We start from the raw sequence: 22,848 nt of genomic DNA on the forward strand, positions 1-22,848 counted from the left end.
ATTCCCCCTTAGCTCAGTCGGTAGAGCAACGGACTGTTAATCCGTGTGTCGTTGGTTCGAGTCCAACAGGGGGAGCCAGAGAAATACCCGGTATTCGCTTTGAATACCGGGATTTTTCTAACTTTCGGGCACGATTTGAAACGGGCCAGTTCGCCGTTTTGGGTCACTTGGGTTAAAAGGGTTCTATAATAAGGTTCTATAATAAATGGGATCAGCCAAAGGCTCTGGGGTCGGTAAAAGGTCTGGAAATTATTTGAGAAACCTCATATTTTACTGTACTTTTCAGGAGAAATATGGCTGTAAATATTATCAGATTATCATAAGGGAATACAATTACTCCCAATGAGTTTCCATTTTAAATCTTGGAACATCCTTTCCATTAGACATCGTTTCTACCAGCGATTCAACAATTCGGAATCCGCACTTTTTGTAACATGCTTGTGCTCTATAATTGTCCTTATCCGTATACAGGATAATTTGTTTAATTCCTCTTTGCCTTAAGTGGCACATTACCTCTTGAATTGCAAAGGAACCAAATCCTTGTCCCTGATAATCCGGAAGAAATACCGCCATTTTTAAGTACGCCTTTTTATTCTCGTTAAGGAGGCCATTTACTCCAAGCCAACCTATTGGGGTGTTTTCATCAAAGACGATATAATCCTCTTCATCATCATCGTGAGACCATTCGTTGATCGCATCTATCCAATCTTGTAGTTCTGTTGGAACCTCATTTAATATTTGCAAGACAGTCGTACAATTCATCAGCACATTCAAAAACTCGGCTTCATTTTTACAGACCAACTTGATGTGAGCGTTCTTATAACTATGCCCCGCGTGAAATAAAGTGTTACCCAAATTCATTGCATTGACTTCCTTCCATGGAATTACATTGTTAAAAACGGGGTCAGGCGAAATGCCGACCCCGTTTAGAAAAGTTACTCAGCGGTTTACTGCCTCAACAAACTTCAAAAAAGCTGCCTTGCCGCTCTCTGTGCGCTTGTACACACCGGCGTCCTCCAGAACCTGAGAGAAGACCCTGCCGGTTTCCCGCAGGAGAATATCCAGAGCATTTTCGGCGGTAAAGGTGTACCGTGTTTTCAGTTCGTCCACCCAGTCGGCGTGCTTGGCCTGAACTGCGTCTGTCCGCAGATCTGCCCCGGTCACGATTTTCTCCGCCAGATCGCTCAGTTCGCCCTTCAGGCGGCTGGGCAGTACGGCAAGACCCATGACTTCAATCAGGCCGATATTCTCCTTCTTGATATGGTGCTTGTCCGCATGGGGGTGGAACACACCAAGGGGGTGCTCCGGAGTCGTGATATTGCACCGCAGCACCAGATCCAGCTCGTAGAGATTGCCTCTTCGGCGGGCGATGGGCGTAATGGTGTTGTGGGGTTCACCGTCAGAGAAGGCAGTAATGCCCTGGCTTTCATCGGAATAGCCCCGCCATACGTTCAGAATCTTCTCCGCCAGTTCCGCCAGTCGCTTGGGATCCTTGCCGTCCAACCGGATGACGCTCATGGGCCATTTCACAAGGCCTGCCTGGATATCCTCATAGCCACGGAAGGAAACGGGCGTTTCCACAGGGGCGGTTTCCATGGCGAAGGTGTAGTGTCCGCCCTGGAAGTGCTCGTGGCTCAGTATGGAGCCGCCTACGATGGGCAGGTCGGCGTTGGAGCCCACAAAGTAGTGGGGGAACACTGTTACAAAGTCCAGCAGCTTTTCAAAGGCGGAACGGTCGATCTTCATGGGCACATGCCGGCCGTTAAAGACAATGCAGTGCTCGTTATAGTAAACGTAAGGGGAGTATTGCAGATACCAGTCCGCCCCGGCAATGGTGATGGGGATAATGCGGTGGTTGGCACGGGCGGGGTGGTTCATCCGGCCCGCGTAGCCCTCATTCTCCCGGCACAGCTGGCACTTGGGATAGCCGGACTGGGGCGCGTTCTTGGCGGCGGCAATGGCTTTGGGATCCTTTTCTGGTTTGGACAGGTTGATGGTGATGTCCATCTCGCCGTACTCGCTTTCATACTTCCAGCGCATGTCCTTGGCAATGCGGTAGCGGCGGATGTAGTCCGTGTCGCAGCTGAAGCGGTAGTACCAGTCCGTGGCCTCCTTGGGGGAGACGGCGTACTTCTCCCGGAAGGCGCGGATGACTTCCCGGGGCATGGGAGTCAGCGCACCCATAAGACGGGTATCAAAAATGTCCCGGGCGGTGATGTTATCCTCGCACAGCCTGTTTCCACAGGCATAGTCCAGCAGACCCTTGAGAATTTCCTCCAGATCTTCGCTCTGGGGCTCCTGAGAGGGGGTGTAGTCCTCCTTGTGCAGAATGTCCAGAATGCGGTTGGTCAGTACCTGGTGATCCACCGGCTCCGCAAGACCGTGGTTCATGGCATAGGATACCAGAGAATCAATGTAGGTTTCAATCTGCACGATTTACGCCTCCACTTCCATTTCCACGCCGCCCTGGGGACGGATGGACAGCACATGGCAGGCACCCTGACCCAGAACGGCGTCAATGCCAGCCCGGAAGGAATCCAGCAGCTCGAAGGGCACGAATGCCTGGACGGTTCCGGCAAAGCCGCCGCCATGGACACGGTAAGCGCCCTTGCCCCGGAGATAGTGCTCGCACAGGGCCAGGGAGACAGCCACATCCTGATGCTCCACATAGCCCGCGGGAATCACGTTCTGCAGGTACATATAGGAGGAATAGCCGCTCTGCTTGACCAGCTCCAGGAACGCGGCAAAGTCACCCCGGCGCAGAGCTTCCACCTGCTGAGGCACACGGGCATTCTCCTGATAGAAATGGATGGCCCGCAGCACAGCCCGGTCGGGGCAGATTTTCCGCAGGGCGGGGATGGCGGCGAAGAAGTCGGCCTCGGAAATCTGGGTCAGCACCTCTTTGCCGAAATAGGCGCAGATCTGCTTCAGCTCACCGGGAATGGCGGCGTATTCATCGGTCAGGTCGGCGTGGCTGGCCTGGCTGTCAATAATGCACAGGGCATGGCCGCAGGCAGAGAAATCAAAGTCAACAGGCTCGATGACGGGGTGATCCTTGTCGAAGAAGTCAATGGTCACCAGATTGCCCACGGCAGAGGCGGTCTGATCCATCAGACCGCAGGGCTTGCCGAAGAAGACGTTCTCGGCGTACTGCCCGATCTGGGCAATCTCCGGCTGGCTGACCCGGCCGCCAAAGAACAGGTGGTTGACGATGGTACCGATGAGCACCTCAAAGGCGGCGGAGGAGCTGAGACCGGACCCCGGCAGCACTGTGGACTCGCAGTAGGCATCAAACCCCTCGACTTTGCAGCCAAGCTCCGCGAACCGGGCGCATACACCCCGCACCAGGGCGGGCGTGGTGTTGATCTCGTTCTCCTGGGGCACCAGCGTGTTCAGGGATACGGTGCATAGGGGATAGCCCTTGGAGAGAATGCGCACAGTGTCGGTGCCGTTGACCCGGACAGCGGCACGGGTATCCAGATTCACGGCAGCGGCCAGTACACGGCCCCGCTGATGATCCGTATGGTTTCCGCCGATTTCCGTGCGCCCGGGGGCGGAAAAATACCGCTCCGGGGTCTTTTCGAACGCCGCGAAGAATCCGGCATCCAGAACCTGCTTCTGGTCCCGGGAGAGAATAAGACTGGGTGAAGACATGGAACTTCCTCCTCATTTTACATTCGATCTTAATTTAGCTGGATCTCACTGATTTGATTATACAGTATCCGCAGCAAAAAGGGAAGGGGATAAACATAATTTCGTCAGTATTTACGCAAGCAGTAATTTACGGACGATGTACGCTTATTCCGTGCCGCCTCTTGACAAATAACCGAAAATATGGTACTATCCTCCCACAATTCTATAGGACAGTTCGTAACCATCCTGTCGGTAAACAAAACTAGGACTTTGATGGGTGCATTTTGCGCCCGTTTTTCTTGGATGGACGCTGAAAAGCGCCCATTTTGTTTTTGCGTGGGTGGAACTGTCCGCCCATTTTTGTTTTCAAAGGAGAAAAAACATGAACAAGACCCGTTATCTCGCCCAGGCTGCCGTCATTGCGGCGCTGTACGCCGTACTGACCCATATGCAGAATTTCCTGCTGCCCGGTTCCGCCACCTGGGCCATCCAGATGCGCATCAGCGAAGCCATGACCGTGCTGGCCTTCTTTACCCCTGCCGCCATCCCCGGTCTGAGCCTGGGGTGCCTGCTGTTCAACCTGACCTATTCCGCGACACTGCCCCTGGACTTTGTGGTGGGCACTCTGGCGACCCTGCTGGCGGCGATCGCCATGTGGCTGACCCGGAATGTGAAGGTTGGCAAGCTGCCCTTGCCGGGCCTGCTGATGCCCGCCCTGACCAATGCTGTCCTTGTGGGCTGGGAGCTGACGGTCTATATCGGCGGCGGCTTCGGCATCAATGCCCTGTATGTGGCTCTGGGTGAACTGGCTGTGGTGCTGGTGCTGGGGAGCCTGCTGTATTTTGCCATTACAAAAAGAGGCCTGGACAAGAAGCTGCTGAGTGCGGGCTGATACAGGACAAAGTGACAATTTTGCATAGCCGGGGCATGCCGCGTTCTTTCACGGCGTGCCCTCTTTCTTTTCCAAACAAACTGTGATATACTGACAAAAAATGAAAGCGGGGAGAGCATGGGCCTTACACTGGATATGCTCAGAAAGCGGCTGAGCACAACGAACTATGAGAATGGAATGCGGGACTATCTGGATGGGAAAATCCACGGCCTTGCTGTTCATGAGGTTCGGGGAATGCAGCAGATGGCGTGCGAATACTGGGGCAACCAGGTGTACCATGTGCGTATTGCGGAAAACGCGTATGGCGACTATTACGGAAGGTGTACCTGCGCGACTTCCCATTATAACGGAGAATGCCGTCACATGGCGGCCGCGGCCATTGCCTGGGCGAAGGGCGAGACGCAGGAGACACAGCAGACGGACCGGAACATGCGTCAGGTCCTGAACACCTATCTGCGGCAGAGCCAGCCGGAAGAACCAACGGACGTTCCGGTCTCGTTGACACCGTTTTTGAAATCCTCCTATGAACCGGACTATCCGGCGGTGAGCTTCCGGGTTGGCCGGGAGCGGCCATATGTCGTGAAGAACGTGGCGGATTTTTTGAAGGATATGGATGAAACCGCCACAGTCACCTACGGAAAGCAGCTGACGCTGACCCACAGTCCTGGCCAGTTTGACGCAGACGCGCGGCAGCTGATTGAGCTGATCCGGGCGGCAAGACGGGACAAACGCTATGAATTTGAATATACCTACAAGCTGACCAAGGATCAGGTGCGCTTTCGGGGGGAGACCTTTGCCAGATTCTTTTCCCTGTACGAACAGAGAACCGTGGAAAGCGATTTGGGCCCACTGCTGTTTGTGGAAGAGGACCCTCAGATTACCGTTTGTCTGCAAAAAAAGAAGAATTTGGCCCAGGTCCTGATAAAAGGCGCGGAGGGGATGGCGTTTTTCGGGGACACATTCCGGCTGTACGCACTGGGGGACGGAAAAATCCGCCTGTGCAGTCCCGCATTCCGAAAGCAGGTATTTCCGCTGCTGGAAAACCAGAAAACGGAACACAGCCATGCGCCCCTTACACTGAGACTGGCGCTGAACGACATTCCATCCTTCTGCGCCTGTGTCCTGCCTCAAGTCCGGGAGCTGGCAGCGGTCGAGGATCCCGATGGCCTGCTGGAAAAGTATACCCCGGAAGAATGCACACCCTGTTTTTATCTGGATATGGATAAGGACACCCTGACGCTGGACCTGCGCTTCCGCTATGGGGATCGGGAAACGCGCTGGGATGCCCCGCAAAAGGACTGGGGCAGTATTCGCCGGGATCTGCCGGCGGAGCAGCGGGCGAAGGCCCTGGTCAGCCGCAGCTTCCGTCTCATTGACTCAGTTTTTTCCCTGCCCGGTGGAGAGGATGCCGCCTATACCTTTTTGGCGGCATCCCTTCCGGCACTGCGGGCGGTGGGAGAGGTGTATATCAGCAGCAAGCTGCAGTCCAGACAGGTAAAGGCGGCGCCTCCCAGCGTTGGTATTTCCGTATCGGATGGGTTGCTGACGCTGAAGCTGGATACCGGCGGCTTCCCGCCGGAGGAACTGTCTGCCCTTTACCAAAGCCTGCTGCAGCGGAAAAAGTACCACCGGCTGAAGGATGGAAGGTTTCTGACACTGGACGGTTCCGGTGTGGAGAAACTGGCCGAAATGGCGCAGATGCTGCAGCTGGGGAAAAAGAATCTGGAAAGCGATACCGTCACCATGCCCGCTTTTCGGGCGCTTTATCTGGATGGGCTGCTTTCCGGCAGCGATGCGGTGACGGTGAACCGGGACAGAAGCTTTCGGCAGATGATCCGGCAGTTCCGGGCTGTGGAAGAAAGCGATTATAACCTGCCGGAGAATTTGGAGCGCACCATGCGCGCCTACCAGAAAACCGGATTCCGTTGGCTGAAAACCCTGGAAAGCTGTGGCTTCGGGGGAATCCTGGCTGATGAAATGGGGCTTGGCAAGACAATCCAGACCATTGCCTATCTGGCGAGTACCCCATATTCCGTGACCGGGATGCCCGGCCTGGTGGTATGCCCCGCCTCGCTGATCTATAACTGGGCGGATGAAGTAAGGCGGTTCGCGCCGCAATTGTCTGTGCGGATCATTTTGGGACCCGCGGCCCAGCGAAAGCAGCTTCGGCAGGATGCCGGGAACGCGGACCTGTGGGTCACCTCCTATGAGCTGCTGCGGCAGGACATTGAGGACTATGCCCAGCGAAAATTCTATTGCTGTGTGCTGGATGAAGGCCAGCATATCAAAAATCAGACCACACAGGTGTCCAAGGCCGTGAAGCGCATTGACTGCCGCCAGCGATTCGTGCTGACGGGAACGCCGATTGAGAACCGGCTGAGCGAACTGTGGAACCTTTTTGACTTCCTGATGCCGGGCTACCTCTTTACAAACGCGGCGTTCCGGGACAAACTGGAAAAGCCCATTGTGAAGAGCGGCAATCCGGAGGCCCAGGAGCAGCTGCGCAAGTTGGTGAGCCCCTTTATTCTGCGGAGGCTGAAAAAGGATGTGCTCAAGGAGCTGCCGCCGAAAAGCGAGTATATCCGCCGGATTCAGCTTTCTGAGCGGGAGCAGAAGACCTATTATTCTGCCGTTCAGGCATTGCGGGATTCCATTGGGGAGGAGGACGGCAAGCTGAAAATACTGGCAGCCCTGACCCAATTGCGGCAGATCTGCTGTGATCCGGCGCTGTGCTTCCAGAACTACGAAGGAGAAACCAGCAAGCTGGATGCCTGCATGGAGCTGGTGGAGACCATGGTGGAAAACGGCCATCAGATATTGCTGTTCTCCCAGTTCACGTCCATGCTGGACATCCTGCGCGGGAGGCTGGAAGGGCGGGGGATTTCCAACTTCACCCTCCGGGGCTCCACCTCCAAGGAGCAGCGGGCAAGGCTTGTGAAGGAATTCAACGAGGGCAAGGCTTCCGTGTTCCTGATTTCTCTGAAAGCCGGGGGCACGGGATTGAATCTGACGGCGGCGGACATTGTCATTCACTATGATCCCTGGTGGAATCTGGCGGCCCAGGAGCAGGCTACGGATCGGGCACACCGCATCGGCCAGGAGGCGCATGTGCAGGTGTACAAGCTGATCGCCAAGGATACCATTGAGGAACGCATCTTGGAGCTTCAGGAGAAAAAGGCGGCGCTGATGGATGCCCTTTCCGGCACCACGGAGGCGGGAATTCTGGAAATGTCCAGGGAAGAACTGCTGGAGCTTCTGAAAATTGGATGAAACAGTAAAAAGATATCGACTTGTCAAGATTCACATGGTTTTTTTGCTTTTTTTGGAAATTCTGTGGTATCTGCTTTCTTGACGAAAAAGGCAACACCATGCTATAATGGACGCATCCAATAAGAACCCTTATGACTGACGGATAAAGTGGAGCACCACATGGAGTAAGGGAAGATTTTTTGCCGACCGTCTGGGCTTGCTTGCGTTCCTGAATCAGGGGGGTAAGTGGGCCTTTTTCGCTTTTTTAGGAGGTAAAGTAATGAAAAAAGTTGGAATTATAATGGGAAGTGACAGTGATTTGCCCATTCTGCGCAAATCCATGGATGTGCTCAAGGAATTGGAGATCCCCTTTGAATGCCATATTTTCTCCGCCCACCGCACTCCGGCGGAGGCCCGGGATTTTGCCCTGAATGCCCGGGCGAACGGGTTTGGCGCGCTGATTGCCGCCGCCGGTATGGCGGCCCACCTGGCGGGGGCCATTGCGGCCAACACGACCCTGCCTGTCATCGGTATTCCCTGCAAGGGACCGGTGCTGGATGGTATGGACGCTCTGCTTGCCACGGTGCAGATGCCGACCGGCATCCCGGTAGCTACTGTCGCCATCAACGGCGGAGCCAACGCGGCGCTGCTGGCAGCCCAGATTCTGGCGGTTTCCGATGAAGCGCTGGCCCGAAAGCTGGACGGGAAGCGGGCAAAGGACGCACAGAAGGTTCTTGAGAAAGACGCGGCTCTGCAGCAAGAGCTGAACGCATAAAAGGAGGAATTCCATGGGCGGTTTCTTTGGCGCGGTCTCCAAGCGGGACTGCATTCTGGATGTATTCTTTGGCACGGACTACCATTCCCACCTGGGCACCCGCCGGGGCGGCATGGCAGCCTATGATTCCCAGCTGGGTCTCCAGCGGGAGATCCACAATATTGAAAATTCTCCCTTCCGTACCAAATTCGACGGCATTCTGAACGAGATGAAGGGTACCAGCGCCATCGGATGTATTTCCGATACGGACCCCCAGCCCCTGCTGATCCGGTCCAATCTGGGCACCTATGCTATCTGCACCATCGGCATCATCAACAACGCGGAGGCGTTGCTGAGCCAGTACCTGTCCTTCAGCGGCGGCCATTTCGATGCCATGAGCGGGGGAAAGGTCAACTCCAACGAGCTGATCTCTGCCCTGATCGATCAGAAAAGCTCCTTTGCGGAAGGGATTCGCTTTGCCCAGGACCTGATCGAGGGCACGGCTTCTATCCTGATTCTGAAGGACGACGGTCATCTCATCGCCGCCCGGGATAAGCTCGGCAGACTGCCCATCGTTCTGGAAAAGAACGAGGACGGCTTCTGCGTCACCTTTGAAGACTACGCCGGCGAAAAACTGGGCTATACCTATTGCCGGGAGCTGGGCCCCGGTGAGGCCGTGGAGCTGACCCCGGAAGGGGAGACGGTGCTGCTGGCCCCCCGGAAGAAGAAAAAAATCTGCGCTTTTCTCTGGTCCTATTATGGCTACCCCACCTCCTGCTATGAGGGCAAGAACGTGGAGGTCATGCGCTACCGCAACGGCCACATTATGGCCAAGGCCGACCGGGAGAACGGCATCGCCCAGGATATCGACTATGTAGGAGGTGTGCCTGATTCCGGCACACCTCACGCCATCGGCTACGCCAACGAAAGCGGCGTACCCTTTGCCCGGCCCTTTATCAAGTATACTCCCACCTGGCCCAGAAGCTTTATGCCCTCCAACCAGAGCGAGCGGAATATGGTGGCCAAGATGAAACAGATTCCGGTGGATGAGCTGATCCGGGATAAGAAGCTGCTGTTTGTGGACGATTCCATCGTCCGGGGTACTCAGCTGCGGGAGACTGTAGACTTCCTCTATGAGCACGGGGCTAAGGACGTACACATCCGCTCTGCCTGCCCGCCTATTCTGTATGCCTGCAAATACCTGAATTTCTCCCGCTCCAATTCGGAGAACGAGCTCATTGCCCGGGCGACGATTCTGGAACTGGAGGGGGAAGAGGGGTTCAACCATCTGGACGAGTACATGGATGGCACCACAGAGCGGGGCAGGAAGCTGCGCCAGACCATCTGCGAGAAACTCCATTTCTCCACCCTGGAATATCAGACCCTTGACGGCATCCTGGAAGCCATCGACCTTCCCGCCTGTGACGTCTGCACCTACTGCTGGAACGGCAAGGAGTAACGCCAAGCCTTCCCCTCTGGGGAAGGTGGCTCGGCGAAGCCGAGACGGATGAGGGGCGGCAGAAACCAAAGTATTTGAAAATCCGAAAAACGACGCTACAGTCAAAAAGGAGAAATTTAACATGGATCACAAGAATTCTCAGTCTGCCAGCTACGCCGCCGCGGGCGTGGATATCACCGCGGGCTACAGAGCCGTGGAGCTCATGAAAAAGCACATTGCCAGAACCAAAAATGAGGGCTGTCTGGACGATGTGGGCGGCTTCGGCGGCTGCTTCGGCCTGCCTGTTGCGGGCATGGAGGAGCCGGTGCTGGTCTCCGGCACCGACGGCGTGGGCACAAAGCTGCGCATTGCCCAGCTCCTGGACAAGCACGATACCATCGGCATCGACTGCGTCGCCATGTGCGTCAACGATGTGATCTGCTGCGGTGCCCGGCCCCTGTTCTTCCTGGACTATATCGCTTGCGGCAGGAACGTGCCTGAGCGTATCGCCGAGATTGTCGGCGGTGTGGCCGAGGGCTGCGTCCAGTCCGGTTCCGCACTTATTGGCGGCGAGACCGCGGAGCATCCCGGCATGATGCCTGTGGACGACTACGATCTGGCGGGCTTCAGCGTGGGCATTGTGGATAAGAAGAAAATCATCGACAATACCCGTATGCGTGCCGGAGATGTGGTCATCGCCCTTGCCTCCACCGGTGTTCATTCCAACGGCTTCAGTCTGGTGCGGAAGGTGTTCGATGTGGAGCACAATGAGAACCTGAAGGAGCCTGTTGAAGCATTGGGCGGAAAATCCGTTCTGGAAACCCTGCTGACCCCCACCAGAATCTATGTCAAGTCCATTCTGGCACTGCTGGAACAGGTGGATGTAAAGGGCATCAGCCATATCACCGGCGGCGGCTTCTACGAGAACGTTCCCCGCAGCATTCCTGACGGCCTTTGCGCAAGGATTCAGAAGTCCAGCGTTCGGGTGCTGCCCATCTTCAAGCTCATTGCCGAGACCGGCAATATCCCCGAGCGGGATATGTTCAACACCTTCAATATGGGCGTTGGTATGAGCGTCGTGGTGCCTGCGGAGCAGGTGCAGACCGCGTTGGATATCCTGAATGGCCACGGTGAGACCGCTTATGTCATCGGCGAGATCGTGGAGAACGAGGAAAAGGTGATTCTGGCGTGAAAACCAAAATTGCGGTGCTGGTTTCCGGCGGCGGCACCAATTTGCAGGCTCTGATCGATGCCCAGAAGGCGGGGACGCTGTGCAGCGGCGAGATTGCCCTGGTGGTGTCCAACAACGCAAAGGCCTATGCTCTGGAACGGGCGAGGAACGTCGGCATCCCCACGGCGGTTCTGCTGAAAAAGGAACTGGGCGGCCAGGCGGGATTTGAAAAGGCGCTGGGGGAGACCCTGGATAGCCACGGTATTCAGGTCATCATTCTGGCAGGCTTTATGAGCATCCTTTCCGGGGACTTTACAAAGCGGTACCCCAAGCGCATCCTGAATGTGCACCCCTCTTTGATTCCGTCCTTCTGCGGGGCGGGCTTCTATGGGCTGCGTGTCCATGAGGCGGCCCTCAGCTATGGCGTGAAGGTCACAGGAGCTACGGTGCATTTTGTGAACGAGGTTCCGGACGGAGGAGAGATCATTGCCCAGAAGGCAGTGGACATCCTGCCCGGAGACACTCCCGAGCGCCTGCAGCGCCGGGTTATGGAGCAGGCAGAGTGGATCCTGCTCCCCAGAGCCGCTGAGCAGGTCTGCGCGGCTATTCAGAATTCGGAGGAAGAACGATGAACGTCTATGAAATCGGGTCCATGGAGGAAAAGCTGTCCTCCAACCGCTATCCCGGCCGGGGGATTGTCCTGGGGCTGACCCCGGACGGAAAGCAGTCCGTTGCCGCCTATTTTATCATGGGCCGCAGCGTAAACAGCCGCAATCGCGTTTTCGCGATGGAGCCTGACGGCATCCGCACGGAGGCTTACGATCCCGGCAAAATGGAGGATCCCAGCCTGATTATCTACCATCCCGTCCGCCAGCTGGGCCGGGCACTGATCGTTACCAACGGCGACCAGACCGACACCATCCGGGAGTTCCTGGAAAAGGGCAAGACCATGGAAGAGGCCCTTCGGACCCGGAAATTCGAGCATGACGGCCCCAACTGGACCCCCCGCATCTCCGGCCTGCTGAGCCCTGACGGAAGCTACAAAATGTCCATTCTCAAGGCATCGGACCCGGAAGGAAAGGGCTGCAACCGCTATACCTATGACTATGACCCCATCCCCGGACTGGGCCACTTCCTGCACACCTATGTATGCGATGGCAATCCCGTCATTCCCACCTTCCTGGGGGAGCCTGAGCGGGTGGCTATCCCGCAGGACATGGACCTTTTTGTGGAAACCCTGTGGAACAACCTGAACGAGGATAATAAAATTTCCCTGTTCGTCCGCTATACGGACCTGACCACCGGTGAATACCGGCAGAAGGTCATCAACCGCTACGAATAAGGAGGTAACCCATGAAAGAATTTGAACTGAAATACGGCTGCAACCCCAACCAGAAGCCCGCCTCCATCTATATGGCGGACGGCTCCGATTTGCCTATTACGGTGCTGAACGGCCGCCCGGGCTATATCAACTTCCTGGATGCGCTGAATTCCTATCAGCTGGTGAAGGAACTGAAAGCTGCCACAGGCCTGTGCGCCGTTACTTCCTTTAAGCATGTGTCGCCTACCTCCGCCGCTGTCGGCAGGGTGCTGCCCGAGAGCCTGAAAAAGGCATGCTTTGTGGATGACGTGGAGGGTCTGGACGACAGCCCCCTGGCCTGCGCCTATGCCAGAGCCAGAGGCACGGATCGGATGTGCTCCTTCGGCGACTGGGTGGCCCTTTCCGATACCTGCGATGTCCTGACTGCCAAACTCATCGCCCGGGAGGTTTCCGACGGCGTCATCGCTCCCGGCTATACGCAGGAGGCGCTGGAAATCCTGAAAACCAAGCGCAAAGGCAATTACAACGTGGTTGCCATTGACGAAAACTACGTTCCCGCTCCTCAAGAGACCAAGATGGTCTATGGCGTCACCTTCCAGCAGGGCCGGAACAATTTCAAGATCGATGCCGCTCTGCTGAATAATATCGTTACGGCAAACAGGGAACTGCCTGAGAACGCCAAGATCGATCTGGTGGTAGCCTTGATTACCCTGAAATACACCCAGTCCAATTCCGTGTGCTTTGCCTATGACGGCCAGGCCATCGGTGTGGGCGCTGGCCAGCAGTCCCGGATCCACTGCACACGTCTGGCGGGATCCAAGGCGGATACCTGGTTCCTGCGGCAGCATCCCAAGACACTGAATCTGCCCTTCCGGGAAGACCTGGGCCGTCCGGGCCGGGACAATGTCATTGACGGCTATATCAACGGCAACGAAGAGGATGTGTGCGCCGAGGGCATCTGGCAGAACTACTTTACAGAGCGCCCCGAACCCCTGACCGCGGAGGACAAGCGGGCATTCCTGGGAGCCATCCGCGGGGTGTCCCTGGGCTCCGACGCCTTCTTCCCCTTTGCGGATAACATCAAGCGTGCCTATGCCTCCGGCGTCAGCTACATCGCCCAGCCAGGCGGTTCTATCCGGGATGACCTGGTTATCGAAGAGTGCGATAAGGACGGCATCGTCATGGCCTTCACCGGCATGCGGCTGTTCCACCATTAAATGATAAAAGCCTTCCCTTGGGGGAAGGTGGCACGGCGAAGCCGTGACGGATGAGGGGCGGCAAAGACTGATCATTCCGTGGGGCCTTTGCAGACGCCCGAATCCCTCAAAACCGTTTCCCTGTGGGAGTTGTTCCTTATTTTACCTGGTTCCGCCCCTCATCTGCCGCTGCGGCGGCACCTTCCCCCAGGGGAAGGCAGGGGTTTTTGAAAGGATGATATACATGAGAATTCTGGTAGTCGGCGGCGGCGGGCGGGAGCACGCCATCATCAAGAAGCTGAAAGAAAATAAGTCCGTAGAGGTTATCTATGCCCTGCCCGGCAACGGCGGCATCGCAAGGGATGCGGTCTGCGTGCCCATCGGGGCAACGGACATTGCCAAGATCACGGAATTTGCTGTGGAGAACAAGATCGACTATGCGGTGGTTGCTCCGGACGATCCTCTGGTGCTGGGTGCTGTGGATGCTCTGGAAGCCAAGGGCATTCCCTGCTTCGGCCCCCGGGCCAATGCCGCCATCATCGAGGGCAGCAAGGTCTTCTCCAAGAACCTGATGAAGAAGTACGGCATTCCTACGGCGGAATATGAAGTGTTCAACGACATGGATTCCGCCCTCAATTATCTGGAAACCGCTCCCATCCCAACGGTCATCAAGGCCGACGGCCTGGCACTGGGAAAGGGTGTTATCATCGCGCAGACCCGGCAGGAGGCCATGGATGCCGTGAAATCCATGATGGCGGACAAGGTCTTTGGCAAGAGCGGCGAGCACATCGTCATTGAGGAATTCCTCACCGGCCCGGAGGTCAGCGTGCTGTCCTTCACGGACGGAAAGGTCGTCAAGCCTATGGTATCCTCCATGGACCATAAGCGGGCAGGAGACCACGACACCGGCCTGAACACCGGCGGCATGGGCACCGTAGCACCCAATCCCTATTATACCGGAGAAATTGCGGACCGCTGCATGAAAGAGATATTCCTGCCCACCATTCAGGCTATGAACGCCGAGGGCCGGACCTTCAAGGGCTGCCTGTACTTTGGCCTGATGCTGACCCCCAAGGGCCCCAAGGTCATTGAGTACAACTGCCGCTTTGGCGATCCGGAGACCCAGGTGGTGCTGCCCCTGCTGGAAAGCGATTTGCTGACCGTTATGCAGGCGACTACCAATGGTACCCTGGCGGATACGGAGGTTCGGTTCTCTGACAAAAATGCCTGCTGCGTCATCAAGGCGTCCGAGGGCTACCCCGTCTCCTATAAAAAGGGTTTCCCCCTGACCATGACAGAGGAGGCGGAGAAGCACACCTTTGTTGCCGGGGCCAAGCTGGATGAAAACGGTACTCTGGTCACTTCCGGCGGCCGGGTCACCGGCACCACCGCCGTGGCGGATACTTTGGATGTGGCCATCCGGGAGGCCTACCGGCTCTCCGACGGCGTACATTTTGAAAACGCCTATCGCAGAAGCGACATTGGACAGCGGGCTCTGCAGGCCCTGAATTAACGATACGAAGGAGCTGCCGTATGGTTTATCGAGTATATGTAGAAAAGAAAGCGGGCCAGACCCACGAGGCCAATGCCCTGCAGCGGGAGATTCAGGATTTTCTGGGCATCCACGGCCTGACGGGGCTGCGGGTGGTAAACCGCTATGATGCCGAGAACATCGACAAGGAACTCTTTGATTCCGCGGTGAATACCGTTTTCTCCGAGCCCCAGGTGGATACTGTTTTCTATGAGGTCCCCCGAGGGGATGTGGTCTTTGCTGTGGAGCCTCTGCCCGGCCAGTATGACCAGCGGGCAGATTCCGCGGCCCAGTGCATTCAGATCATCTCCCAGGGCAACCGTCCCACCATCCGCACCGCTAAGGTCTATGTGCTGTCCGGCGCGCTGGGTGAGGCGGACGTGGAAGCAATCAAGAAGTACGTTATCAACGCTGTGGAAAGCCGGGAGGCATCTCTGGAAATGCCTGAAACGCTGGCAATTGACTATGCCATCCCCGAAACGGTGGCGACTGTCACAGGCTTTATCGCCATGGACGGGGCGGAATTGTCCGCATTGTTGGAAAAATTGGGCCTTGCCATGGACCTGGATGATCTGAAATTCCTTCAGGCATACTTCCGGGACCAGGAGAAGCGGGATCCCACCATTACGGAAATTCGGGTGGTGGACACTTATTGGTCCGACCACTGCCGTCACACCACCTTTTCCACCCATCTGGACGACATCGTCATCCATGACCCCGCTGTTCAGGCTGCCTATGAGGAATATCTGGCTGCCCGTGTGGCGGTCTATGGTGAGGAGAAGGCTGCTGCCCGGCCCCAGACTCTGATGGACATTGCCACCATCGGCGCCAAGTACCTGAAAAAGCAGGGCAAGCTCCCGGAGCTGGACGAGAGCGAGGAAATCAATGCCTGCTCCATCCATGTGACGGCCACCGTCAACGGGGAGAACCAGGACTGGCTGCTGATGTTCAAGAACGAGACCCACAACCATCCCACAGAAATCGAGCCCTTCGGCGGCGCGGCCACCTGCATCGGCGGCTGCATCCGGGACCCCCTGTCCGGCCGTGCCTATGTGCATCAGGCCATGCGGGTCACCGGCGCAGGAGACCCCCGGACCTCTTTGAAGGACACCCTGCCCGGCAAGCTGCCCCAGCGGAAGCTCTGTCAGACCGCCGCCGCGGGTTACTCCTCCTACGGCAACCAGATCGGTCTGGCTACCGGCCATGTGGCGGAACTGTACCACGAGGGCTTTGTCGCCAAGCGTCTGGAGTGCGGCGCTGTTGTGGCTGCCGCTCCCGCGGGCAATGTCCGCCGGGAGTGCCCCGCACCCGGGGATGTGGTGATCCTGCTGGGCGGCCGCACGGGCCGGGACGGCATCGGCGGCGCCACCGGTTCCTCCAAGAGCCACAATATGAAGTCCCTGACCACCATGGCGTCCGAGGTCCAGAAGGGCAATGCCCCCGAGGAGCGGAAAATTCAGCGCCTGTTCCGGGATGGCAAGGTCACCCGGCTGATCAAGCGCTGCAATGACTTTGGCGCGGGCGGCGTGTCCGTGGCCATCGGTGAACTGGCTGACGGCCTGCGCATCGATCTGGATGCCGTGCGGAAGAAGTACGACGGTCTGGACGGCACGGAGCTGGCGATCTCCGAATCCCAGGAGCGTATGGCGGTCGTCGTTGCCCCCGAGGACGCGGACGCCTTTATCGCCGCCGCGGAAAAGGAGAATCTGGAGGCATACCGGGTGGCTGTGGTCACGGAAGAGGCCCGGATGGTCATGTCCTGGAAGGGTCACGAGATTGCTGACCTGAGCCGGGAATTCCTGAACACCAACGGCGCTGTGAAGCACACCGCTGTAGAGGTGACGGAGCCCGCGCCTCTGGACATCCCCGAAGCAACTCTGCGGGAAATGGCCTCTCAGCTGCGTTTCGCGTCTCAGCGGGGCCTGGTGGAGCGGTTTGATTCCACCATCGGCGCAGGCAGCCTTCTGATGCCCTTCGGCGGCAAAAACCAGGCGACCCCGGCTCAGGCCATGGCGGCCAGACTGCCGGTGCTGCCCGGAGAGGAGACGGACGCCGCCAGCGTCATGGCATGGGGCTGCGACCCGGAACTGCTGAGCGCGGATCCCTTTGTGGGCGCCCAGATGAGCGTTATTTCCTCCATGGCCAAAATCGTGGCAGCCGGAGCGGACTACAAAAAGGCCTATCTGACGCTTCAGGAGTTCTTTGAGAAGCTGCGCAATGAGCCCCAGCGCTGGGGAAAGCCCTTCGAAGCGCTGCTGGGCGCGCTGACGGCACAGCTGGGCCTGGATGCCGCGGCCATCGGCGGCAAGGATTCCATGTCCGGCTCTTTCCTGGATAAGGACGTGCCCCCCACGCTGATCTCCTTTGCCATTGCCCCTGTTAAGGCGGGGGAGGTCCTCTCCAACGAATTCAAGGAGGCAGGACATCCCGTTTACTGCTTTGGCTCTGACGGTACCTATGAGGGCCTGAAAGACACTTGGGAGAGATTCCATGCCCTGTGCCTGACCGGCAAAGTAAAGGCCGCCTGGGCAGTGGATGCCGGCGGCGTATCCGAGGCTGTTATGAAGATGTCTTTCGGCAATTCCATTGGCTTCAAGGGCGAGGACATTGAATGCGGCTACGGCGACATCATTGCCGAGCTGACCGGAGACTGCGATTTTGGCACCAAGATCGGCGTCACCACTGCCGAGCCGGAAATTGCTCTGGATGACGAGACCGTGTCCATTGCGGAGCTGTACGAATTGAATTCCGCTGTTCTGGAAAAGGTCTATCCCACCCAAACCGTGGAGACCCGGGAGACAATTCCCGCCTTTGATTACCACGCCGCCTCTTACTCCGCGCCTGCCGTGAAGTGCGCCAGACCCAAGGTTTTGATCCCGGTCTTCCCCGGCACAAACTGCGAGTATGATTCTGCCCGGGCCGTTCTGGCCGCCGGGGCGGAGGCGGATATCGCGGTCATCCGGAACCTGACCGCCGAGGACGTGGCCCGTTCGGTGGAGGACGTGGCGAAGCGTATCGCGGACAGCCAGATGATCTTCATCCCCGGCGGCTTCTCCGGCGGCGATGAGCCCGATGGCTCCGCCAAGTTTATTACGGCCTTCTTCCGCAATCCTGCCATTAAGGAACAGGTTACAAAGCTCCTGGAGGAGCGGGACGGCCTGATGTGCGGCATCTGCAACGGCTTCCAGGCCCTCATCAAGCTGGGTCTGGTGCCCTACGGCAAGATCATTGAGACCGATGCTTCCTGCCCGACGCTGACCTACAATACCATCTCCCGGCATCAGAGCCGCATTGTCCGTACCCGGGTTGCCTCCAATAAGTCTCCCTGGCTGAGCCTGACGCAGGTGGGCGATATTTACAACGTTCCCATTTCCCACGGCGAGGGCAAGTTCCTGGCTACGGAAGAGCTGGTAAAGCAGCTGGCCGCCAATGGCCAGATCGCTACCCAGTATGTGGATCTGGCGGGCGTGCCCACCATGGACGCCGCCTTTAACCCCAACGGTTCTCTGTATGCCATTGAGGGCATCACGTCTCCGGATGGTCGGGTCTTCGGCAAGATGGGCCACAGCGAGCGTATCGGCAAGGACCTTTACCGCAACGTACCCGGCGAATATGATATCCGCATGTTCGAGGCTGCCGTAAAGTACTTCAAGTAAAGAAAACGCAAGGACCGCTGCGACGCAAAACGCAGCGGTCCTCCTTTATCCGCAGGCCAGAAATATGTAATCGTAGGGATTTAAGTGGGCCTTCTCCAGCGTCTTGACCCGCTTTTCCGGAGCCATGCGCCGCAAAGCCCGTTCGCTGAGCCCCGCCCGGGCCAGCTTCTCCCGAAGGGGCCGATACTCCGCCGTAAGCACCGGGTCCTCTTTCCGTGTCCAAAATCCAATTTTCATGGGATACCCCTCCTTGCTGTTTTGTGCCCTTATAATACCACAGGAAATGTCCAATAAATTGGAGTATTTTGGGAAGCGCATGTAAAAAATTTCGAGCAGCCGGGGAAATCCAAAAAAGAAAGGGCCGCTGTGCAGCGGCCCGAAAACGATTCAATTCAGTTTACAGCTTGCTGTAGGCCGCGGCGGTCTTGGCGGTCAGCGCGGCGTTGTTGTACACCAGCTGGATGTTGGAAGCCAGACTGTCGCCGCCGGTGAGCTCGGCAACGCGGGCCAGCAGGAAGGGGGTGGTCTCCTTGCCCTTGATGCCCTGCTCCTTGGACTCCCTGATGGCCTGGTCGATGGCGGCATCGATGACGGCCTTGTCCATGGAATACTGCTCGGGGATGGGGTTGGTCACCAGCATGCCGCCGCCCAGCTGCAGATCGTTCTGGGCCTTGAAGGCGGCAGCCAGATCCTCGGGAGTGTCAATGCGGTAGTCCACGCCGAAGCCGGACTGACGGGTGTAGAAGGCGGGCAGCTCATCGGTGCCGTAGCCGATGACGGGCACACCCTTGGTCTCCAGGTACTCCAGAGTCAGGCCCAGATCCAGGATGGACTTGGCACCGGCGCAGCACACCATAACGGGAGTGCGGCCCAGCTCTTCCAGATCGGCGGAGATGTCCATGGTGGTCTCAGCGCCGCGATGCACGCCGCCGATGCCGCCGGTGGCGAAGAAACGGATGCCGGCCATGTGGGCGATAATCATGGTGGTGGTAACGGTGGTAGCGCCGTCCTCACCCCGGGCGCACAGCACGGCCAGGTCACGGCGGGAAGCCTTGTGAATGGCGCGGCCCTTCTTGCCGAAGTACTCGATCTCCTCGGCGGTCAGACCGGCCTTCAGGCGGCCGCCGATAATGGCGATGGTAGCGGGCACAGCGCCGTTGTCCCGGATGATCTTCTCAACGTTCAGAGCGGTCTCTACGTTCTGGGGATAGGGCATGCCGTGGGAGATGATGGTGGATTCCAGAGCCACGACGGGTTTGCCGTTGACCAGAGCCTCGGCGACCTCGGGATTGACGTCCAGATACTTGTTCATGTTCATAGCTGTACATTCCTTTCTTTTGAAAAAGCCCTGTTACCGCCGCATCCGGCTGCGAAGACCGGCGGCGGACATGGCAGAATTGATGGTTTCAGAGGATTCCATGGCGATGGAACCGGCGGCGAGACCGGCCAGAGCGGTGTCCCGGAGCGTCATGCCCTCCAGGTAAGCCCAGACCAGGGCGGCCATGAAGGCGTCGCCGCAGCCTGTGGTGTTTACCATGTTGCCCGGGGTGTTGGGAAGGGTGACGCGTTCATCGCCCATGGCCCCGTAAACGCCGTCAGGCCCCAGGGAAACAAAAACCCGGTGCACGCCCTTTTTCAGCAGTACATCCACGGCTTTGGCCACGTCTTCCGTGCCGTGGATGGGCACGCCGGAGAGCAGCTCCGCTTCCAGACGGTTGGGTTTCAGGGTGTGGATCCTGGAGAGAATGGGCCGCAGCTTTTCAGCCTTCACCGTGGACACAGGATCCACGAACAGAGGGACGGTGCAGTTCTCTGCCAGATATTCCAGAGACTCCTGAGGCAGATTGGTATCGGCTACCACAACCTGCGCGTTCTGCAGCAGGGGCAGCTGGCTGGCGAGGTAGGCGGGGGTGATCTTCTTGCAGATCTCCATATCGGAGACTGCCAGCGCCATTTCCCCGTGGTCGTCTGCCAGATACAGGTAAGTAGAGGTGGCGGCGCCGGGGATACGCAGAGCGTGGCTCAGATCTATGCCCAACTCGGAGCAGGAGGCGGCCACACGCTCACCGTGGAGATCGTCTCCATAGGCGGTGAGAAGCCGAACATCGGTGCCCATGAGACTCAGATTGTGGGCGATATTGCGGCCCACGCCGCCCAGACTCAGGGAGACCCTGCCGGGGTTGGAGTCAGAGGCAACCAGAGGCGCGAAGCTCCGGCCGCCGATATCCACATTCACGCCGCCCACCACGACTGCGTAGGTGCCCGCGTGGAGGACGTAGCCCCGGCCGGCAATGCAGCCTTTTTTGGTCAGATTGGAAATGTGTACCGCGACACTGGAGCGGGTAATGCCCAGCTTTGCGGCAATGTCCTGTTGAGAAATGAGAGGATCGGCTTCAATCAGCTGAAGCACCTGACGTTCCCGCTGGGTCATGGGGTTGCCTCCTAAACAATTTGTATTCTTCTAAGCACATGTTTATTATATGCGCTTGCGATGGGATTGTCAATGGAAATTTGCAATAAAAATGGAAACAGCCATTTGTTGAATCTGCTGATAAAAAATCGGACGGCAGAAAGCCGTCCGAAATATGGATTTAATTCTGTGCGTCAAACCGCCGGAACTGGTCCGGGCAGTCCTGGACGCCGGAGGTGCGGTGGGGGATCGACGGGGCAGGGGAGGTGCAGGTCCGGGCAACCTTGGCCAGCGTGCGGCTGGTCAGGGGATGGGCCTGCTCGAAGGTAAAGAGGGCGTCCTCATCCATGGCAAGAATCTCCTCGGGATCCCTGTCCCGGATGGTGTCAGCAATCTCCTTTCGGGCGCACACCCGGACGGAGGTCCCTGCCTCCAGGTCATAGACCGTGAAAATCAGCTTGCCGGTCTTGTAATATAGTAAGTGCTTGGTGCCGGCGGTGCAGTGCAGGCCGATTTGGATGGCGTCTACGCAGCAGCCGTCAAATTCCGTGACACAGACCAGCCGCCCGTGGGGGGGATCCTCCAGGCTCAGCTTTTCCAGAGCGGTGCCGCATACCCGGACACCCAGAGCGAGCAGCGGACAGCTCTGTCCGTGGAAGCGAACACAGTCCTCGTAAAGTCGGCGAAGATTGCGGCTGCGGGAGTTGAACATGGAAATCTGTCCTTTCAGTCTTTTTTATTTATTATAAGGGAGCAAGGGGGGATTGTCAACGTATGCGCTTCTGAATACGGCGAAGGCGGTAGGCCGGGTATGCTGACTGTGTTTCCGTAACCAAAGAATGAAATGATAAGCGTACAACTGAATTATATACAGTATACAAAAACAGAATGTAAAATATGTACAAAATTACACGTTGAAAATGCGGAATTATTGTGATAATATATAGACACAAAGGAGAGATACCAAGGTGTCCAAAGAAAAATCGGGTTAACCGGACTTTGGAAGGAAACAATGAAGAAAAGGGTATCCGCCGATGGGCTCGCAGAAGGGCCAAGGGCAGAGCCTCCTGTTTATCTCCGTTTCAAATAGAGTTTATTGCCGGCTTTGATTGAAATACACTGTATCACGGAGACAGAAAACAGCAGGAAGCGGCCCCACAATCCGCAGAAAGAGAGGTTAACCACAGATGTTAGATACCAAGAGTGAACAGAAGTGACCCCTGACGAGGAGGCGAAAGCAAATCGTCAGGGGTCACTTCTTTTTGCGCTTGGCGGCAGGGAAGGGCTTCCCCGCCGGGCGGTGTGTCCAATGGAACATAGCTGCCGGTGGCAGCAATATCATGAAAAGCGAAGCCGAGACGGAAGAGGGACAGGAGAGATTGACTGCTTTTTGCAGGGCTTCGTCGAATTCTTACCTCCTTCAAAGAGAGACCTCCTATCGAGGCAGTACGGATTCGCCGGAGACTGTACAGTATTCCGGCTTGGACCGTCTCTCTTTCGTCATGGCCTGTGGCCGCGCTGGGGCTGTTGCAAAATAGGGTTTTCTGTAGGGGCGGCAACCTGCCGCCCGCTATCTCACGGAATTACGCACTTAATT

Annotated in this window: 18 protein-coding genes, 1 tRNA gene and 1 riboswitch; of the genes, 11 read left to right on the top strand and 8 right to left on the bottom strand. The window is 57.3% G+C overall.

The genetic code is table 11. The features are described from left to right. Positions 1-2 precede the first annotated feature (2 nt). A tRNA-Asn gene (locus tag KQI10_RS10345) sits at positions 3-78 on the top strand. Positions 79-333: 255 nt separating this feature from the next. On the opposite strand, the gene KQI10_RS10350 is transcribed toward KQI10_RS10345, so the two are convergent. The 3 genes from KQI10_RS10350 to KQI10_RS10360 all read right to left on the bottom strand — a co-directional run bounded on the left by KQI10_RS10350 (position 334) and on the right by KQI10_RS10360 (position 3,654). Beyond that, positions 334-861: a GNAT family N-acetyltransferase gene (locus tag KQI10_RS10350; RefSeq protein ID WP_216567326.1), complete on the bottom strand. Its 528-nt coding sequence runs from the start codon at positions 859-861 to the stop codon at positions 334-336. A 78-nt stretch (positions 862-939) separates the two neighbouring features. Next, complete coding sequence (gene galT, locus KQI10_RS10355) at positions 940-2,433, bottom strand: UDP-glucose--hexose-1-phosphate uridylyltransferase (RefSeq protein ID WP_371818406.1); 1,494 nt, start codon at positions 2,431-2,433, stop codon at positions 940-942. Positions 2,434-2,436: 3 nt separating this feature from the next. Continuing rightward, positions 2,437-3,654 carry a galactokinase family protein gene (locus KQI10_RS10360; RefSeq protein ID WP_216567327.1) on the bottom strand — a complete coding sequence of 406 codons (1,218 nt, stop codon included), beginning with the start codon at positions 3,652-3,654 and terminating at the stop codon, positions 2,437-2,439. Between the two features lie 361 nt (positions 3,655-4,015). On the opposite strand from KQI10_RS10360, the gene KQI10_RS10365 reads away from it, so the two are divergent. From KQI10_RS10365 to KQI10_RS10410, 10 genes are all read left to right on the top strand, one after another. Then, the gene (locus tag KQI10_RS10365; protein ID WP_216567328.1) at positions 4,016-4,525 is read left to right on the top strand and encodes a QueT transporter family protein; all 510 of its coding nucleotides are present in this window, start codon (positions 4,016-4,018) and stop codon (positions 4,523-4,525) included. 117 nt (positions 4,526-4,642) lie between these two features. Further along, positions 4,643-7,795 (top strand): DEAD/DEAH box helicase, encoded by a 3,153-nt coding sequence (locus tag KQI10_RS10370; RefSeq protein ID WP_216567329.1) that lies wholly within the window; start codon positions 4,643-4,645, stop codon positions 7,793-7,795. A gap of 121 nt (positions 7,796-7,916) precedes the next feature. Further along, a riboswitch (ZMP/ZTP riboswitch) is annotated at positions 7,917-7,998 on the top strand. A 56-nt stretch (positions 7,999-8,054) separates the two neighbouring features. Continuing rightward, on the top strand, positions 8,055-8,549 hold the full coding sequence (gene purE / locus KQI10_RS10375; protein WP_216567330.1) for a 5-(carboxyamino)imidazole ribonucleotide mutase: 495 nt from the start codon (positions 8,055-8,057) through the stop codon (positions 8,547-8,549). A 13-nt stretch (positions 8,550-8,562) separates the two neighbouring features. Further along, positions 8,563-9,987, top strand: coding sequence for an amidophosphoribosyltransferase (locus KQI10_RS10380; protein ID WP_216567331.1), 1,425 nt, complete (start codon positions 8,563-8,565; stop codon positions 9,985-9,987). A gap of 121 nt (positions 9,988-10,108) precedes the next feature. Continuing rightward, positions 10,109-11,158: a phosphoribosylformylglycinamidine cyclo-ligase gene (gene purM / locus KQI10_RS10385; RefSeq protein ID WP_216567332.1), complete on the top strand. Its 1,050-nt coding sequence runs from the start codon at positions 10,109-10,111 to the stop codon at positions 11,156-11,158. Continuing rightward, a complete protein-coding gene (gene purN, locus KQI10_RS10390; protein ID WP_216567333.1) occupies positions 11,155-11,769 on the top strand; it encodes a phosphoribosylglycinamide formyltransferase in 615 nt (204 codons plus the stop codon). Before purM ends, purN begins: the two co-directional genes overlap by 4 nt. After that, positions 11,766-12,479 carry an IMP cyclohydrolase gene (locus KQI10_RS10395; RefSeq protein WP_216567334.1) on the top strand — a complete coding sequence of 238 codons (714 nt, stop codon included), beginning with the start codon at positions 11,766-11,768 and terminating at the stop codon, positions 12,477-12,479. The genes purN and KQI10_RS10395 overlap by 4 nt, the downstream gene beginning before the upstream one ends. Before the next feature lie 11 nt (positions 12,480-12,490). Further along, on the top strand, positions 12,491-13,675 hold the full coding sequence (locus KQI10_RS10400; protein ID WP_216567335.1) for a phosphoribosylaminoimidazolecarboxamide formyltransferase: 1,185 nt from the start codon (positions 12,491-12,493) through the stop codon (positions 13,673-13,675). A 223-nt stretch (positions 13,676-13,898) separates the two neighbouring features. Next, a complete protein-coding gene (purD, locus tag KQI10_RS10405) occupies positions 13,899-15,167 on the top strand; it encodes a phosphoribosylamine--glycine ligase (RefSeq protein WP_216567336.1) in 1,269 nt (422 codons plus the stop codon). A gap of 20 nt (positions 15,168-15,187) precedes the next feature. Further along, positions 15,188-18,841 (top strand): phosphoribosylformylglycinamidine synthase, encoded by a 3,654-nt coding sequence (locus KQI10_RS10410; protein ID WP_216567337.1) that lies wholly within the window; start codon positions 15,188-15,190, stop codon positions 18,839-18,841. A 45-nt stretch (positions 18,842-18,886) separates the two neighbouring features. Here KQI10_RS10410 and KQI10_RS10415 read toward each other — a convergent pair whose 3' ends face one another. From KQI10_RS10415 to KQI10_RS10435, 5 genes are all read right to left on the bottom strand, one after another. Further along, entirely contained in the window at positions 18,887-19,078 is a 192-nt protein-coding gene (locus tag KQI10_RS10415; RefSeq protein WP_216567338.1) for a hypothetical protein, read from the bottom strand. Between the two features lie 160 nt (positions 19,079-19,238). Further along, positions 19,239-20,159: a pseudouridine-5'-phosphate glycosidase gene (locus KQI10_RS10420; RefSeq protein WP_216567339.1), complete on the bottom strand. Its 921-nt coding sequence runs from the start codon at positions 20,157-20,159 to the stop codon at positions 19,239-19,241. A gap of 33 nt (positions 20,160-20,192) precedes the next feature. Further along, positions 20,193-21,272: a PfkB family carbohydrate kinase gene (locus tag KQI10_RS10425; protein WP_216567340.1), complete on the bottom strand. Its 1,080-nt coding sequence runs from the start codon at positions 21,270-21,272 to the stop codon at positions 20,193-20,195. Between the two features lie 160 nt (positions 21,273-21,432). After that, positions 21,433-21,963 (bottom strand): formylmethanofuran dehydrogenase subunit E family protein, encoded by a 531-nt coding sequence (locus KQI10_RS10430; RefSeq protein ID WP_216567341.1) that lies wholly within the window; start codon positions 21,961-21,963, stop codon positions 21,433-21,435. 478 nt (positions 21,964-22,441) lie between these two features. Then, positions 22,442-22,675, bottom strand: coding sequence for a hypothetical protein (locus KQI10_RS10435; protein ID WP_216567342.1), 234 nt, complete (start codon positions 22,673-22,675; stop codon positions 22,442-22,444). Positions 22,676-22,848 lie beyond the last annotated feature (173 nt).

It is taken from the genome of Pseudoflavonifractor sp. MSJ-30 (genome assembly GCF_018918045.1).
Lineage (GTDB): Bacteria > Bacillota > Clostridia > Oscillospirales > Oscillospiraceae > Faecousia.